The organism is Arcobacter rhizosphaerae, from assembly GCF_049472155.1.
Taxonomy (GTDB): domain Bacteria; phylum Campylobacterota; class Campylobacteria; order Campylobacterales; family Arcobacteraceae; genus Arcobacter_B.
This window is the reverse complement of record NZ_JBMOVW010000006.1, coordinates 1-19,035: the sequence shown is the minus strand read 5'-3', so window position 1 is coordinate 19,035 and position 19,035 is coordinate 1. Positions and strand designations below refer to the sequence as shown.

The window sequence follows — 19,035 nt, the reverse complement described above, 5'->3', positions numbered from 1 at the left end:
TTGTTTAAATTATTTTTTTTATTTAAAGATATATGAATATGAGGTGGCTGGAATAATTGGAAATAAATTAAGATTATTTTTTATTTTATTGATTTTTTTTAATATTATACTTTTAACTTTTATTTTTTTTAAAATGAAAAACAAAAAGACAGTATTTCTTAAAAGAATAGATGACTATGAAGAAAAGATATCAAAACTTCATTTTGGTTTAGAACAAGCTAAGCAAAAATCTATAAAAGAACTCCTGTCAAATATAGCACATCATTGGAGACAACCTCTAACTATAATATCCTTACTATCAACATCAATGCAAATGTATAAAAAAGAAAACATAGAATTAAGTGAAATAATAAAAAATGGACAAATCATAAATGATAATGCTCAATATTTATCAAAAATAATAGAAGAATTTTCTAAAAAACATATAGTTAATGAGAAAAAAGAAATGTTAAAAATAGATTTAATATTAGAAGATTTTTTATTAACTTATGATTTTTCAGGAATTAATATAAGTTTTGATTTAAAAGAAAATTTATATTTATATACATATAAAAAAGAATTTATAAAGATTTTAGATTATATCTTAACAAATGCTAAAGAAAAGTTTATAGAAAGAGATATAAAAAATAAGATGATTTTGATAGAACTTTTTGAAAATAAAAACTTTTTGATTATACAAATAAAAGATAATGCAGGTGGAATAAAAGAAGAAATTATAAATAGGATTTTTGAACCATACGTAACAACAAAATTTAAATCTAAAAATGTAGGTTTAGGTTTATATTTAACATATAAAATAGTAACACAAGAATTAAATGGCAAAATAGAAGCTAAAAATATAGAATTTTACGATGAGATAAGTCAAAAAAAATATAAAGGTTCACAGTTTATTCTTCAAATACCAAGAATTTAATATTATCTAAACTTATTTACTTGATTATATTTTGATACAAGTCAAAGAAATTTAACCTAAATGTGTTATCATTACAAGATAATATAACTTTTATAAACTTTACTTATTTACTAAGGATTTAAACATGAGTGAAATACATGAATTTTTTAACAGACAGATAAAACTTTGGGGTGAAGAAACACAGGACTCTTTACAAGACAAAAAAGTAGCTATTATTGGTAGTGGTGGTTTAGGTTGTACTTTAGGTATTGCTTTAGGTGCTTCTGGTATTGGAGAATTTGCTTTTGTTGATTTTGATGAAGTTGGTGTTCATAATATTCATAGACAAATTGGTTTTAAAGTTGGTGATGATGGAAAAGCTAAATGTGAAGTATTAAAGCAATTAGTTGAGGATAGATGTCCTTATACAAAAGTTACAGCTTACAATGAAAGCTTTGAAGAGTTTGCTTCAAGAGGTTTAGAGTTTGATTTAATCATAGATGCAACAGACAATCTACCAACAAGAGCAGCTATAAATGAATACTGCATGAAAAATAATCAAGCTTGGATTTATGGTAGTGTTGAAGAGTTTCATGGACAGGTATGTTTCTTTGATAAAGCATCTTATGAAGCTGTTTTCCAAATCAATGATAGAAAACCAAATGGTATTGCTTGTCCTATTGTAATGCATATTGGTTCACTTCAAGCAAATTTAGCTATTAGATATTTAGCAGGACTTCCTGTAAAAAAAGATGTTTTATATTACCTTTCATTTGATGAAGAGGGTGTCATTTCTACAAAGAAATTTAACTTACCTACAGCATAAACTATAAAAAAATAGCATTATGAGAAAGTAATGCTATTTTTTTAAGAAAATTTCTCTTATACATTTCGTGTAACCCTAGTTTAAGTCCTTTTTAGCTATACTTCCCAAATTTATAAAAAAATATGTGGGGAATTTTTTATGCCAAAAAGAGAAGATATAAAATCTATTTTACTTATTGGTTCTGGGCCAATCGTAATTGGACAAGCGTGTGAGTTTGACTACTCAGGTACACAAGCTACTAAAACGCTAAAAGAACTAGGATACAGAGTTGTTTTAATTAATTCAAATCCAGCTACGATCATGACTGATCCAGAATTTGCTGACAAAACTTATATTGAACCTATTACAGAAGAAGTTGTTGCTAAAATCATAGAAAAAGAAAATATTGATGCTATTTTACCTACTATGGGTGGACAAACTGCATTAAATGTAGCAACTACTATGTATGAAAAAGGTATGCTTGATGGAGTACAATTCCTTGGAGCACATCCTGATGCAATTAAAAAAGGTGAAGATAGACATCTTTTCAATGAAGCAATGATTAAAATTGGTATGGATTTACCAAAAAGTGCTAATGCTTATTCTGTTGAAGAAGCAATAGCAAAAGCTAAAGAGATTGGTTTCCCTGTTATTTCAAGAGCTTCATTTACACTAGCAGGTGGTGGTTCGGGTGTTGCTTATAATATGGAAGAGTTCAAAAAACTTGCAGAAGAGGGTATTGAAGCATCTCCAATCAACGAAATTGAGATTATGGAGTCTATGCTTGGTTGGAAAGAGTACGAGATGGAAGTTATCAGAGATAGAAAAGATAACTGTATTATTGTATGTTCTATTGAAAACTTAGACCCTATGGGAGTACATACAGGAGATTCTACTACAATTGCTCCTGCTTTAACTCTTACAGATAAAGAATATCAAGATATGAGAAATGCTTCTTTTGCTATTCTTAGAGAAATTGGTGTTGATACGGGTGGTTCAAACGTACAATTCTCAATTTGTCCAAAAACAGGAAGAATGATTGTAATTGAAATGAATCCAAGAGTTTCAAGATCTTCTGCTCTTGCTTCAAAAGCAACAGGTTATCCTATTGCTAAAGTAGCAACTTTATTAGCTGTTGGATTTACATTAGATGAAATTGAAAATGATATCACTGGTACAACTGCATCATTTGAACCTGTAATTGATTATGTTGTTACAAAAATTCCAAGATTTACTTTTGAAAAATTCCCTAAAGCAAACTCTACACTTACAACTGGTATGAAGTCAGTAGGTGAGGTTATGGCTATTGGTAGAACATTTAATGAATCAATTCAAAAAGCTTTATGTTCTATGGAAACAGGAATTCATGGCTTTGATCCTATTTGTGATGATTTAGAAAAAATAAAAGCAGAAATTAGAAGACCAAATGCTGATAGATTAAGATATCTAATGGACGGATATAGACAAGGTCTTACAAATGAAGAACTATTTGAATTATGTAACATTGATCCTTGGTTCTTATCTAAATTTAGAGAAATTTATAACATTGAAACATCAATTAGTGAAACTATTTTAAATAGTGAAGAAGCTATGAGAGAAGCAAAAACAAATGGTTTCTCAGATGCTATGATAGCTTTACTTATTGGTAAAACAGAAGAAGAAGTTTATAGTGCAAGAAAAGCTTTAAATATTGATTTTGAATACAACGAAGTTGATACTTGTGCAGCTGAATTTAAAGCCTTAACTCCATACCTTTACTCTTCTACAAATATTACAAAATTACCAAAAAGTGAAGCACCTAAGTCTTCTGATAAAAAAGTATTAATCATTGGTGGTGGACCAAACAGAATTGGTCAAGGTATTGAGTTTGATTATTGTTGTGTACACGCATCATTTGCATTAAATGAAATGGGTGTTAAAACAATTATGTACAATTGTAACCCAGAAACTGTATCAACTGACTATGATACTTCTGATATTTTATACTTTGAACCAATTGATTTTGAACACGTAAGATCTGTAATTGAGCAAGAACAACCAGATGGAATTATCGTACACTTTGGTGGACAAACTCCTCTTAAATTAGCAAATGCTATTCATGCTGCTGGTGGTAAAATCATCGGTACTACAGCAGAAGTAATTGATTTAGCAGAAGATAGAGAAAAGTTCTCAACTTTTGTTGAAAAAGTAGGATTATTACAACCAGATAATGGAACAGCTGTTGAAGTAACACAAGCAGTTGAAATTGCCCAAAGAATTGGATATCCAGTATTAGTTAGACCTTCATTCGTACTTGGTGGTAGAGGAATGAGAATTGTTTATTCTACTGATGAGTTAAAGCAATACATGGATGAAGCAGTATCTGTATCAAATGATGCACCTGTATTAATTGATAAATTCTTAGATAGAGCTATTGAACTTGATGTTGATTGTATTTGTGATGGAAAAGAAGTTTATATTGGTGGAATCATGCAACACATTGAGGAAGCTGGTGTTCACTCAGGTGATTCTGCTTGTTCTTTACCTCCTGTATCAATTTCAGAAGAGTTAATCAAAGAGTTAGAAGAGAAAACAAAAGCTATGGCACTAGGTCTTGGTGTTGTTGGTCTTATGAATACTCAGTATGCTATTCATAAAGGTAAAATCTTCTTAATCGAAGTTAATCCAAGAGCTTCAAGAACTGTACCTTTTGTATCAAAAGCAACAGGTATGCCTTTAGCTAAAATTGCTACTAGAGTTATGTGGGGTGAGAGTTTAAGAGATGCACTTGCAGTATATGATAAAAATATTGTACAAGAAGATAATGGTGTATTAAAACCTAAATTAAAAGGTCACATTGCTGTTAAAGAAGCTGTATTCCCATTTAATAAATTATCAGGTTCAGATCCAATTTTAACTCCTGAGATGAAATCAACAGGTGAAGTTATGGGTATTTCAGATAACTTTGGAGAAGCTTATGCTAAAGCACAAAGTGCTGCAAAAAATGGATTACCTGTAAGCGGTAAAGTATTTATTTCATTATGTGATTTAGATAAAGAGTTTGCTCCTGAAATTGCAAAAGGTTTAGTTGATGAAGGTTTCTCTGTAGTTGCTACTGGTGGAACTCATAAAGTGATAACAGAAGCTGGTATTGAGTGTGAAAAAGTTCTTAAAATTAGTGAAGGTAGACCAAATATTACTGATGCTATTACAAATGGTGAAATTGCACTTGCATTTAATACATCAGATGGAAAAGAATCATCAAAAGATGATGGTAAAAATATTAGAAGAGCTGTATTAAAAGAGAATGTTCCTTATGGTACAACTGCTGCAACAGCATTAGCTTGTATTGAGGCTATGAAAGCACTGAAAAGTACTGAGGGTGTAAATGTTCAATCTATTCAGGAATTTTTAGAGGACTAATGAATTCATCATTAGTTTATTTAGTACAAACTGATACAACTGTAGGTTTCTCATGTGCTTCACATGAGAGACTATCAGATGTAAAACAAAGACCTAGAAGTAAAAAAATACTAAATACGGTCGATTCTTTTAAAACTTTAAATCAAAATACAAGAGTGCCTAAAAGCTTTAGAAAACAAGTAAGAAGAGCTTCAAAAACTACATATATTTATCCAAATCAAAAATCTTTTAGACTTATAGATAAAAATTCAAAATTTCATCCTTTTATTTCAAAGTTTAAAATATTATATTCAACTTCTGCAAACCTTACAGGAAATAAATTTGATGAAAAGTTTGCTTTAGAAAATAGTGATATTATAGTAAATGAAAAAGATGGTTTTAGTGAAAAAATATCTTCTTCAATTTATAAGTTAAGTAAGATAAAAAAAGTTAAAATAAGATAATTTAAAATAAAGTAAAAAAATGTTTCTACAAAGAGAAGATGAATTAAGACTTTTAAACAATGATTATCAACTACCTTATGCAACTTTTGAGTTTGTATATGGAGCAAAAAATAGTGGTAAAACAGCACTTTTAAATGAGTTTACAAAAGATAAAAAAACACTTTTTATATCTAATTTTGAAATGATAAATACGCATTTTTTTACTTCCTTAGCAAATATAATTAGTAACTATTTTGATCAAAAAGATTGTAAGTTTACTTTTTCTAACTTTAAAGAGGTTTTAGAGTTTTTATCAAAACATGAAATTGAAAAAAAGTTAGTTATTATTTTTGATGATTTTCAAAATATACAAAAAATTGATAAAAATGCATTGTCTGAGTTATTAAGCTTTTGGAAAAAAAATTTAAAAAATAGAAATATACAACTTATTGTGTCCTCTTCTTTACTTTTTAATGAAAATCTACAAAGAAATATTGATAAGTTTGTTAGTAATATTATAAAACTTAAATATTTAGATTTTAGTGCTTTAAAAGAGTTTTTTCCAGAAATAAATAAACTAGATTTATTGTATATTTACTCTATTTTAGGAACAAGTACTACAAATCTAAAGTATTATAATACTAAAAAAAATTTTAGTGAAAATATTTATAATTTATTTTTATCTTCAAATGCTTATCTTTTTGACTATGGTATTAGACTTTTAAAAAATGACCTTTCTGATATAGGTGCTTATGCTTCTATTTTGCATGCAATATCTTTAGGAAACACTAAAATAGGAGATATTGCTCAATTCTTAGATGTTAAATCTACTTATCTTTCGAGATATATGCAAAAATTGCTTGATATGATGATTGTAAGTAAAAATGTGCCTTTAGGTGAAGATATTAGAAAAACAAAATATGGTAGATATGAAATTGAAGATAATACTTTAAAGTTTTGGTTTTCATTTATTTATCCAAATTTTGCTAAGTTAAAAGCCTCAAATGTTGAAGATGTTACTAAACTTATTGAAGATGAATTTATTAGTAAAATAGTTTTTAAATCATATAAAAAATGTATAAAAGAATTTATTCTTAAAAATAAAGATAGTACATTTGGATATAAACCACAAATCATAGGTTCTTGGTGGGATAATAGTAATAGTATTGATTTAATTGCTTATGATAATTTAAACATCACTTATGTACAAATACTATGGGAAGATAAAGATATGGCTAAGATATCTTATGGAAAATTAAAAGCCAGCTCTGAAAAATATAATTCATCACTAGAAAAAAATTTTTTAATAATAACTAAAGAAACCTTTTTTAATATCATTTAATATGTAGTATAACATAATAAAATTATTCTATAAATATCACTTGAAATAGCTATATTATATATAAATATGTAATATAACATAATAAATACAATAAATATAACATATAATGTTAATAATTTAGATATAATTTACTAATAATGTATTATTAGGAATAAATTATGGCAACAGATAACAAATATGTAAAGTATCAAAATAAAAGTGTAAAAATCATTGACAAACCAAAGTCTGGTGAAAATGTTTCAGTTTATGTAAGACCTGGAGATTTAGTAGATTTTAAAATACCAGGAATTAATTTAGAAGATTTAGAATATGAATTAGTTGGTGGGGATATTGTAATAGATATTCCAAATCAAGGAACTTTCACTTTTGTATCTATGGCTTTAATGGGATACAATGACACTCCACCTAGCTTTGCTAGTAACTCTGGTAAAAAGCTAAGTTTAGGTGATATTTTATCTGAGGTAGAAGAAATAAACTCTCTACCAATTGATGCCTTAGTTTCTAATATTGATGTTAATATTCCTGATAATACAGCAAAAGAGAATGAAGAAGGTGATGAAACACAACAAAATGCACCAACAACTCCACAAGTTATAATTCAAGAAGTAGAAGTTGCCCCAGAAGAAGATCTTGAAGAAAAAACTGATGAAAATGAGTTTGAATTACCACCTGAGCCAGCACCTGAAATTATTGAGGTTGATTTTACTGATGATGCACAAGATAGTTCAAGTAGTTCTGAAACATCTAAAACAGAGGGTGTTACGCCTACTTTAGAGTTTGATATAGATATTCAACACGTAAATGCTATTGATTCATCTGATGGTACAACACTTACTGTTCAAGGTGGGGGTGGAGTTGCTTATGGAAACTACTATCCATCTGAAAATGATACAAACATAAGTAGTGATGTTTTAAATCAATCTCAAAAAGAGACTTTAGATTATTCTGCTATTGAAGCAAGTCAATATAGTAACGTAGTAATTCATGCTGATGATAGCTCACTATTTGATACAAATAAGACTTCAAGAACTATTACAATCAAGCCAAATCAAGGTACTGGTTTTGCTCTTGATAAAATTGTAATTAGTGGAGATGATTTACCAAGTGGTTTTGATGTTAAATATGCAACAAAATCAGGGAATACATATACTTTAACAAAAGATAATCCTGATACTGATGAGATTGAAGGCTTCACTGTAGATGGTAGTGGAAATGCTCAAATTACTTTTTCAATTGATACTACAAATGTAACTGTAAATAATCTTGAAACTGCTACATTAAAAATAGAAGCTACTTCAAAATTTGATATAAACAATGTATCAGAAGATAAAAAAGCAGATGTAGAAACACCTGTTTTAACTGAAATTGTTGCACAAAATGAGTATGGGTTAAATATCAAAGAGCTTCTTGAAAATCCTACTAAATCAGATTATTACTATAAGGAAGGGGCTGTTGATAGTGCTGGAAATGAACTTCCTACAGGATTTGTAGTAACTGCAAATATAAATGACAACTTAATCAAAGGATCAGTAACTTTAGATAATACAATCTATGGTGGAATAGCAAATGATACTGTTATAACTGGAAGTGGTAAAGATAGTATTTATGGTAATACTGGTAAGGATATTATTGATTCTGGTGCAAATGATGATGTTATTGAATCAGGTGAAGATGATGACACTATAAATGCTGGAAGTGGAAATGATGATATTGATTCAGGAAGTGGTAATGATACTATTGTTTTAGGCCTTGGAGATGACTCTTTAGACGCAGGTGAAGGCATAGATACTATTGACTTCTCAGCTATTGATAATCAAAATAATATAGGTATTAATGCTAACTTAGAAACTGGAATCATCACAGGTGATGGATTAGATACTGTAAGAAATGTTGAAAATATTTTAGGTACGCAAGATAATGATATTCTAATTGGTTCTAGTGTAGATAATACTATAAAAGGTAATAAAGGTGATGATACTATCTTTGGTAATGCAGGAAATGATCTTATTGAAGGTGGAGAAGGTAAAGACACTATAGATGGTGGGGAAGGAGATGATTATTTAAATGGTGGAGCTAATAGTGATACCGTATCTTTTGAAAATAGTACACAAAAAGTTATTGTAGATTTAGAGACATCAACTACAAATAACCAAATAGGATCTGCAACTGGTGAGGGTGTAGATATCCTAGAAGATTTTGAAAATGTTATTGGTTCAATGTTCGATGATACTATTGAAGGAAATTCAGAAAACAATAGCATTTCAGGAAAAGCAGGAAATGATGAACTTAAGGGTTTAGAAGGAAATGATATCCTTGATGGCGGAGAAGGTAATAATAATTTAGCTGGAGGAGAAGGGAAAGATACTTTAACTTCAGGTTCTGGAAATGATAAATTAGATGGTGGAGAAGGAGATGATACTCTTGAAGCTGGAGCTGGAGATGATTCTTTAATTGGTGGAATTGGTAATGATACTTTAAAAGGTGGAGAAGGAAATGATACAGTTGATTTTTCAAATGCTTCATCTTCTGAAGAAGTAAACTTATCAACTAATCAAGCTTCTGGGGGAGAAGGAATTGATGATATTTTTGGTATTGAAAATGTTATTGGTTCAAAATTTGATGATAAAATTACAGGTGATAATGAAGATAATATTTTAAAAGGTGATAGAGGTTCTGATATTCTTGATGGTGGAATAGGAAATGATACTTTAAAAGGTGGAACTCAAAATGATGTACTTACAGGTGGATTAGGTGATGATACTCTTGATGGTGGAGATGGTTCTAGTGATACAGCTAGCTATGCAGATATTACAGCAGGTGGAGTTAATGTATCTTTAGAGATTACAACTGAACAAGATACAAAAAATGCAGGAACAGATACTTTAAAAGATATTGAAAATTTAACTGGTACAAGTTCTGATGATACATTAAGTGGAAATGCCCAAGATAATACTCTTTTAGGTGGAGCAGGAAATGATACTTTATATGCAAATGGAAGTTCAGCTTCTGGGTATGATTACTTAGATGGTGGAGCAGGAAATGATGACCTTGTAAGTTTTAGTAATTTAAATAGTTCAATTTCTATTGACCTTTCTTTAACAGATAAACAAAATACTGGTACACAAGACATAATTGTAAGAAATATTGAAAATGTAGAAGGTAGCTCTCAAAACGATTCAATAATTGGTTCAAATATTTCAAATGATTTATATGGTTTAGATGGGGCTGACTATATAGATGGAAAGGGTGGAAATGACACTATTTATGGTGGAAATGATTCAGATACTCTTTTAGGAAATAGTGGAAATGATGAACTTTATGGTGAAGCTGGAGATGATACACTAGAAGGTGGAGCAGGTGATGATAAACTTGATGGTGGAGCAGATAATGACACTTTAATTGGTGGTTTAGGAGATGACTTAATTGATGGTGGAACAGGGGTTGACTTAGTTGATTATTCTGCTTCAAATGCTGTTAAATTGACTTTAGCAGAAGCTGATCAAGAAGCAACAGCTACTATTGGTTTAGAAGAAGATACTGTTAAAAATGTTGAAAATATTAAAGGTTCACAATTTAAAGATATTTTAGGTGGGAATAGTGAAAATAATGAACTTGATGGTAACAGTGGAGATGATATTTTACTTGCAAGTGATGGAAATGATATTCTTAATGGTAATGAGGGAAATAATGATACTATAGATTATAGTGCTAGAAATAATGGAGGTATTGAACTTACTTTAGATTCAAACAACCCTGCAACCTTAAAAGAAAATGGAGTTGATAAAGATACTATTCTTCAAGTTGAAAATGTAATAGGTTCACAAGCAAATGATAAAATAACAGGTGATGAGAAAAACAACATCATAGAAGGTAAAGAAGGAGATGATACTCTAGCTGGTGGTAAAGGTAATGACTATCTTGATGGTGGAGATGGTGTAGATACAGTTGACTACTCTTATATTGATAATATTAAAGCTGATAATAAAGGTGTTAATGTTGATTTATCAAATAACAGGGGTACTGATTTAAATAATAATAACATTGACACTTTAGAAAATATTGAAAATGTTACTGGTACAAAACATGATGATATTATTACAGGAAATAGCCAAGATAATATCTTAGATGGTAAAGAAGGTGATGATACTTTAAAAGGTGGAGCTGGTGATGATAGTTTTATTGGTGGAGAAGGACTTGATACAGCTGATTATTCAGATGTAGATGAAAAACTATTTATTGATTTAAAATCTACAACACCAAGAGAGGTTTCTACTGGTTTAGGTGTAGATTCATTTGATTCAATTGAGGGTGTTTTAGGTGGATCTAATGATGATACTTTAATAGGTACAAACACAGAAAATAACTTAGTTGGTAACGGTGGAAATGACACTTTAATTGGATTTGGTGGAGATGATACTTTATCAGGTGGAGCTGGAAATGACTGGGTTAGTTTTGGGTTTACTCATGAAGATGTAAAACTTGATTTATCTGATACAACATTGCAAGAAAACACAGGAGCAGGGAATCTTATCGTTTCAGGTGTTGAAAATATTGAAGGAAGCTTTGGTGATGACACTTTTAGAGGTAATAGTGATGAGAATACTTTAGAAGGTGGATATGGAAATGACACTTTAATAGGTAGAGGTGGAAATGATGTACTTGATGGAGGTAAAAACCAAGACTCTTATACTTTAAGAATCACAAATCCATCAATAGCTGTATCTTTTGTAATTGGAGCTTTAACGATTTCTACAAGTGCAAGTGCAAATGAAGATATGATGCTAGATGCCTTAGTAGATGATTTTAATTCTAAAAATACAGATTTATCTTTAGGTAATCTAGTTCGAAATGGAAATGAACTTTTACTTCAGACTTCACAAAATGTAGACTCTTTTACAAATGTTACAAATACACAAAAACAGTTTATTGATACTGCTGATTACTCTGAACTTTCAGGTTCTTCTATTGATGTAGATATGGAAAATGAAACTGTAGATGTTAGTGATGGTTCAAGTGATAGAATTATTGATATTGAAAGAATTGTTGGTACAAAACAAGATGATAGAATAGTAGGTGATAGTAAAAATAACATCTTAGAAGGTAATGATGGTGACGATTTCCTTTTAGGTGGAGCTGGAAAAGATATTTTAAAAGGTGGAGCTGGAAAAGATGTTTTAGAAGGTGGTGCAGATGACGATACTATTGATGCAGGTGCAGATGATGATAAAATAATTGCAAATTTTCAAGCTTCTAGTTTTGATACAAATGGTAAAAATGATGATGTAGATGGTGGTTCAGGTGTTGATACTATTGATTATAGTAGAACTGATTTTACTAATCATAAAATAACTGCTAATTTATCTCAAAATAAAATTGAGGTTGAAGGTGGTGACTATGATAACGTACGAAATGTTGAGAATATTGTAGGTACAGATTATAATGATGGGGATAATTCTACTGTAGAAGATGTTATTGTTGGTGATGAAAAAGACAATACTTTTGAAGGTAAAAAAGGTGATGATTCACTAAATGGTGCAGCAGGAAATGATAAGCTTTATGGTGGAGAAGGTTTTGATAAACTAGATGGTGGATCTGGTGATGATAAGCTATTTGGTGATACAGGAAATGATACATTAGTTGCAGGAAGTGGAACAGATGAACTTGATGGTGGATTAGGTGATGATACTTTAAGTAGTGGTTCAGGAGATAATGTACTTAATGGTAATTTAGGAATTGATACAGCTGATTATAGTGGAAGTAAAGCTATAAATGTAGATTTAAATATTACAACTTCACAAAATGTATTTTCTGATGGAACTTCAAATGATACACTATTATCAATAGAAAATGTTACAGGCTCTAATGCCAATGACATTATAAAAGGAAATGCAGAGGATAACTCATTATTTGGTTCTAGTGGAAATGATACTTTAGTAGGAAATGCTGGAAATGATACTTTAAATGGTGGCGCAGGATTAGAAGATGTAGCTGATTATTCAAATCAAACAAGTGCAATTACAGTCAATCTAAAAACACCAGATTCAAATGGAAACCAAGTAACGAATGATGGTCAAGGCTCTTTTGATACTTTAGAAAATATAGAAATTATTAAAGCTTCAAAAGGCAATGATGATTTAACAGGAAGTGATAACTCAGATACATTTATAGCAAATGAAGGAAATGATGTTATAGATGGTCAAGGAGGAAATGATGTTCTTGAAGGAAATGCCGGAAATGACACTTTCAAGGGGAGTAATAATGATGGAATTGACTTTATAGATGGTGGAGAAGATTTAGATACACTAGATTATAAAGATATTTCAGGTGATATAGAAGTAACTTTAAATGGCTCAACAGAAGCTACTTTAAAAATTGATGGTGTTGATAATGACAGCATCAAAAATATAGAAAATATCACAACAGGTGATGGTGATGATACTATTACAGGTGATGATTTAAATAATACTATTATTACAAATGCAGGTGATGATAATGTACAAGGTGGAAGAGGAAATGACTATTTAGATGGAGGTTCAAATACTTCTGTTGGTGATAGTGTTGATTACTCTTATTTAGATGATATTACTGCATATACAAGTGGTGTAAAAGTAGATTTATCAAATGAAACAGCAACAGATTTAAATGCAGGTGATGCTGTTGGTACTGACATCTTAAAAAACTTTGAAAATGTAACTGGTTCAAAAAATGATGACTCACTTATTGGAAATAACTCAGAAAATACTTTAAAAGGTAATGATGGGGATGATATACTAGAAGGAAAAGATGGAAATGATTCACTTGATGGAGGTCTAGGAGAAGATACTTTAAAAGGTGGAGCTGGTGATGATATTTTAAATGGTGGTATTGGTGATGATATTGATACTGCTGATTTTTCTGATGCAAATGGAGATTTAAATATTGATTTAAATGCTTCTGGTGAAGTTGATATAGGTGCAGGATTAGGAAAAGATACATTTATTTCTATTGAAGGTGCTATTGGTGGGGATTTTAAGGATACTATCAAAGGAACATCGGGTGCAAATACTTTAAAAGGTAATGATGGAGACGATACTTTACTTGGTGGTGGAGCTTCATCTGGTTATGACTATATAGATGGTGGAAATGGTACAGATTTTGTAAGCTATAGTTATATCAAAGATGAAACTCAAGATGTTACTATAAATCTTGGTTTAGAGTATGACGGAGATGGGCATGCTTATAATGACTCTGATGGAGATGTAGATACTTATCAAAATGCAGGGGCAGCAGGAAATTTATTTATTAAAAATGTAGAGAACCTTGAAGGTGGAGCAGGAAATGATACACTAATAGGAAATCAGAAAGAAAATAAACTAATTGGTGGAGTTGGTGATGACTGGCTTATTGGAGGTACGAATAGCAATACTTTAATAGGTGGAGAGTCTAAAATATCAGATAGCAAAGAGATTGATGAAACAAATAATGATGCCCTATCAGGTTTAGGTATAGATACTGTTGATTACTCAGGTATTACAAGTAGTATTGGAATAAATGCCAATATGAATGATGGCGATGATACATCAAGTCAAGCAGGAGAAGTTCAATACAATGGGAGTTTTGTAGATAAACTTTTTGGAATTGAAAATATTAGAGGCTCAAAAAACAATGATAATATTAAAGGTGATACAGATGATAATGTAGTAAATACTTTTGAAGGTATGGGTGGAGCTGATGTTATCTCTGGTGGAGCAGGAGATGATACTATTTATGGTGCATCTGCTACTAATGACTTAACATTTACTGATGGTGCTGATGAATTATCAGGTGGAACTGGAAATGATAAACTTTATGGTCAAACTGGAGATGATACTTTAATAGGTAATGAAGGAGATGATAGCTTAATAGGAGGAGATGGAAATGATACAGCTGATTACTCTTATTTAGATACAAGCTCAAATAGTGTAATTGCTGATTTCACTACAAATACTGCAACTGTTTCAAATGGAATTGATACAGATACTTTTAATAGCATAGAAAATGTTACAGGAACAAAAAACAATGATACTTTTATCATGCAAAGTGGAAATGTAGCAAATGTTATAAAGGGTGGAGCAAATGGTGTTGACACTATTGACTACTCAAACTACACAACAAATGGAATTAAAATAGATTTAAGTCTTACAGCCGCTCAAGAAATTGTATCAGGAGATTTTGATACAGTTGAGGGAATAGAGAATATCATAGGTTCTCAACTAAAAGATACTATCACGGGAAATGATGAAAATAATGACATAGATGGGCATGAGGGAAGTGACGCTATTATAAGTAGTGCAGGAACTGATAATATCAATGGTGGAGTTGATGCTACATCAAATGATATTGATACTGTTGATTACTCAAATCAAACTCAAAAAGTAGTATTGACTACACAAGCAGGAACTTCAAATTATACAGTAAATAAAACAGCTAGCTCATCTTCTGACTCTCTAACAAATATAGAAGAAGTTATAGGTTCATCGTATGATGATAATATGACAGGGGATAATCAAAAAGATGTATTTAAAAGTGGTTCTGGAAATGATGAACTAACAGGTAATGCAGGTGATGACTCATTATATGGTGAAGACGGTGATGATAAGCTTATTGGTGGAACTGGAAACGATATTTTAGATGGAGGAGATAATACTTCTATTGGAGATACAGTTGATTATAGTTTAAGAACTGATGAGATTAAAGTTGACCTTACAAATAGTGAAGCAATTATTGATACGTCAAATGATGATTCATTTGATGCAACAGATGAACAAGATTCACTTTTAAATATAGAAAATGTAGAAGCTACTGCTGGAAATGATACTTTAATAGGTGATAACTCTAATAATACTTTAATAGGTAATGCAGGAAATGACTTACTTGAAGGTGGAATGGGTGCTGATTATCTTACAGGAAATGCAGGTGATGATACTTTTACTTTCAAAACTTCTAATGAAACTACAGGTGATTTTATTGATGGTGGAGAAGGTAGTGAAGTTGCTGGAGATAGAATTGATTATAGTTTAGTAACTGATGGAGTTAATGTAACATTAGGAGAAGCTGGAGTTGAAACTAATGTAATTATTTCAAATGCAAATGATCATAAAATAAAAGATATAGAAAATGTAGATGGAACAAATCAAAAAGATATTATCACAGGAAACTCAGAAAATAATACTCTAAAAGGTAATGATGAAGATGATGTTTTAACTGGAAATGCAGGAGATGATAAACTTTATGGTGGAAATAATAATGATGTTTTATCAGGTGGAGCAGGAAATGATCTTCTTGATGGAGGAGATGGAAATGACACTGTAGATTACAAGAATGCAAGTGAAGATTTAGATGTAGATATTACAGATGGAACTAAGTTTATTTCAACTTCACAAGGAACTGATACTTTTAAAGATATTGAGGGAATTATTGGTGGAAGTGGAAATGATAAGCTTACAGGAAATACAGGTGCAAATACACTTATAGGAAATGATGGTAATGATACTTTACTAGGAAATGGTGTAAGTACAGGTTCAGGAATTGACTATTTAGATGGTGGTGACAATACTGCAAATGGTGGTGACTTTGTAAGCTTCTCTTATAGCTCAACTGGAATTAATGTAGATTTATCAATTACAACACAGCAAGATACTGATGGCATAAATGGTGCTGACTTAATTATCAAAAACATTGAAAACGTAGAGGGAAGTAATGGTAATGATATTATTACTGGAAATAGCTCAAAGAATATCATAAAAGGTTTAGATGGAGCAGATTCTATAAATGCAAGTGCAGGAGATGACTATATTTATGGAGGAAATGAAACATCAGATAATTCATTAAATGATATAGTTGATTATTCAACACAATCTAAAAAAATTATTCTTACACAAGATTTGGGTAGTGCAGATTATACAGTAAATAAAGTAGCAGGTGGAAGTGATACTTTAGATGGCATAGATACAGTTATTGCTACAAATTTTAACGATGAGCTTACAGGAACAGATGAAAAAGATATTTTCATAGCAGGTGATGGGAATGATGAATTAACAGGAAATGCAGGAGATGATACTCTAAAAGCAGGTAATGGAAATGACATCTTAAAAGGTGGTTTAGGAGAAGATTTACTTGATGGTGGAGAAGGAGTTGATAAGCTTGACTATAGTGATAGATTAAATGCTGTAAAAGTTGACTTAGAAAATGGACAAGCAACAGTTGATACACAAAATGATAATGACTTTGATATAGATGATGAAAATGACTCTATTTTAAATATTGAAAATATTGATGCTACAAATTATGATGATTACTTAATAGGTGATGAAAAAGTAAATACTATTGTAGGTAATGATGGAGATGACACTATTCAAGGTGGCGGTAAGGGAGATGTTTTATATGGAAATGCAGGAGATGATACCTTTAAATTTAGTTCAGCTGCCGATGAATCAAGATTTGATGTAATTGATGGTGGTGAAGCAAATGAAGATAATGGTGGAGATACTCTTGATTATAGTTCATTAACTTCAAAAGTAGATATTATATTAGGTGAAAGTGGTGTTACTACAGGGGTTACAGTAGGAACTAGAACAGAAGATCATGAAATAAAAAACATTGAAAATGTTAAAGGAACTAATTTAGGCGATAGTCTATTTGGAAATAGTGAAAACAACTCTTTATATGGTAATGATGGAGATGATACCTTAAGAGGTGGTGCAGGTGATGACTACCTTGATGGTGGAGAAGACAATGATACAGTAGATTATAGACAAGCAAGCGAAGACTTAAATGTTGATATTGAAGATGGAACTAAATTTATTAGTACATCTCAAGGAACAGATACATTTAAAGATATTGAAGGTGTTATTGGTGGTTCTGGTGATGATATATTAAAAGGAAATGACAAAGCAAATACTCTTATTGGTAATGCAGGAAATGACACTTTATTTGCAAGAGGTACTACTACAGGTACTGACTATCTTGATGGTGGTGAAAATGCCGATGGAAGTATAAGTTTAACTGATGAAGATTATGTAAGCTATGCAGATAATACAACAACAGGTGTAACACTAGATTTATCAAAAACAACTGCACAAGATACAAATGGTGATGGAAATAATGATTTAATCATCAAAAATATAGAAAATGCTGAGGGTTCAAACTTCAAGGATATTCTTACAGGTGATGACCAAGCAGGTGGAAATACTCTAAAAGGTTTAGATGGTGATGATACTATTTATGCAAGTGCTGGAGATGATTATATTGATGGTGGAGCAAATAATGACCAAATGTCTTATGAAAACCAAAATCAAAAAATCATTCTTACTTCATCAGGAACTGACTATAGTGTAGATAAAGATACAGATGGAACAGATACTTTAACAAATGTAGAAAAAGTTGTAGGAACTGATTACAAAGATACTATGACAGGTGGTTCTAATGATGATATTTTCATTGCAGGAGATGAAGCAGATACTCTAAGAGGTGAAGCAGGAACTGACACTTTACAAGGACAAGATGGTGATGATTCACTTTATGGAGGAACTGGCGAGGATTTACTTGAAGGTGGAGCAGGAGCTGATACTTTAAGCGGAGAAGCTGGCGATGATAATATCCAAGGTGGAACAGGTAATGATAAGATAGTAGCAAGCTACCAAGCATCAGGAGAAGATGCAGATAATGATAATGATATTATCGATGGTGGAGCAAATAATGATACAATAGATTATAGTGGAAGTGAATTTGATAGTCATAAGATAAATGCGAACTTGTCAACAAATACAATCACAGCAGATGGAGCAGATAGTGATACTGTAACAAATGTAGAGAATATCATAGGAACAAACTATGATGATTCAGATATAAATACAATAGATGATATCATCATAGGAGATAATAAAGCCAATAGTATAAATGGAATGGCAGGAGATGATTCACTAGTAGGAAATGATAATGACGATATTATCCGAGGTGGAACAGGCTATGATACTATAGATGGTGGAGCAGATAATGATACATTATACGGAGATGCTGGAAATGATTTAATTCTTGGAGGAACAGGAGAAGATTCACTATATGGAAATGCAGATGATGATGTATTAGATGGTGGAGATAATGATGACTACTTAGATGGTGGAGCAGGGAATGATACACTTAAAGGTGGAGCAGG

General features: G+C 30.9%; 6 protein-coding genes. All 6 read left to right on the top strand.

Annotated features, from left to right (window positions below; all coding sequences use genetic code 11):
- Positions 1 to 133: 133 nt before the first annotated feature.
- Positions 134 to 913 (top strand): sensor histidine kinase, encoded by a 780-nt coding sequence (locus tag ACH5BH_RS10200; RefSeq protein ID WP_423298274.1) that lies wholly within the window; start codon positions 134 to 136, stop codon positions 911 to 913.
- A 124-nt stretch (positions 914 to 1,037) separates the two neighbouring features.
- Positions 1,038 to 1,718, top strand: a complete 681-nt coding sequence (locus ACH5BH_RS10195; protein WP_404303853.1) for a HesA/MoeB/ThiF family protein — start codon at positions 1,038 to 1,040, stop codon at positions 1,716 to 1,718.
- A gap of 138 nt (positions 1,719 to 1,856) precedes the next feature.
- Positions 1,857 to 5,099, top strand: a complete 3,243-nt coding sequence (gene carB / locus ACH5BH_RS10190) for a carbamoyl-phosphate synthase large subunit (RefSeq protein ID WP_404303855.1) — start codon at positions 1,857 to 1,859, stop codon at positions 5,097 to 5,099.
- Positions 5,099 to 5,542 carry a Sua5 YciO YrdC YwlC family protein gene (locus tag ACH5BH_RS10185; protein ID WP_423298273.1) on the top strand — a complete coding sequence of 148 codons (444 nt, stop codon included), beginning with the start codon at positions 5,099 to 5,101 and terminating at the stop codon, positions 5,540 to 5,542. Before carB ends, ACH5BH_RS10185 begins: the two co-directional genes overlap by 1 nt.
- 19 nt (positions 5,543 to 5,561) lie before the next feature.
- A complete protein-coding gene (locus tag ACH5BH_RS10180) occupies positions 5,562 to 6,863 on the top strand; it encodes an ATP-binding protein (RefSeq protein WP_423298272.1) in 1,302 nt (433 codons plus the stop codon).
- A 158-nt stretch (positions 6,864 to 7,021) separates the two neighbouring features.
- Positions 7,022 to 19,035: calcium-binding protein (locus tag ACH5BH_RS10175; RefSeq protein ID WP_423298271.1), on the top strand; the 12,014-nt coding region annotated here is incomplete at its 3' end.

Bases quoted from the DNA above. Each gene is read 5' to 3' on its own strand.
- ACH5BH_RS10200 (WP_423298274.1), top strand. From the start codon at position 134: ATGAAAAACAAAAAGACAGTATTTCTTAAAAGAATAGATGACTATGAA.
- ACH5BH_RS10195 (WP_404303853.1), top strand. From the start codon at position 1,038: ATGAGTGAAATACATGAATTTTTTAACAGACAGATAAAACTTTGGGGT.
- carB (WP_404303855.1), top strand. From the start codon at position 1,857: ATGCCAAAAAGAGAAGATATAAAATCTATTTTACTTATTGGTTCTGGG.
- ACH5BH_RS10185 (WP_423298273.1), top strand. From the start codon at position 5,099: ATGAATTCATCATTAGTTTATTTAGTACAAACTGATACAACTGTAGGT.
- ACH5BH_RS10180 (WP_423298272.1), top strand. From the start codon at position 5,562: ATGTTTCTACAAAGAGAAGATGAATTAAGACTTTTAAACAATGATTAT.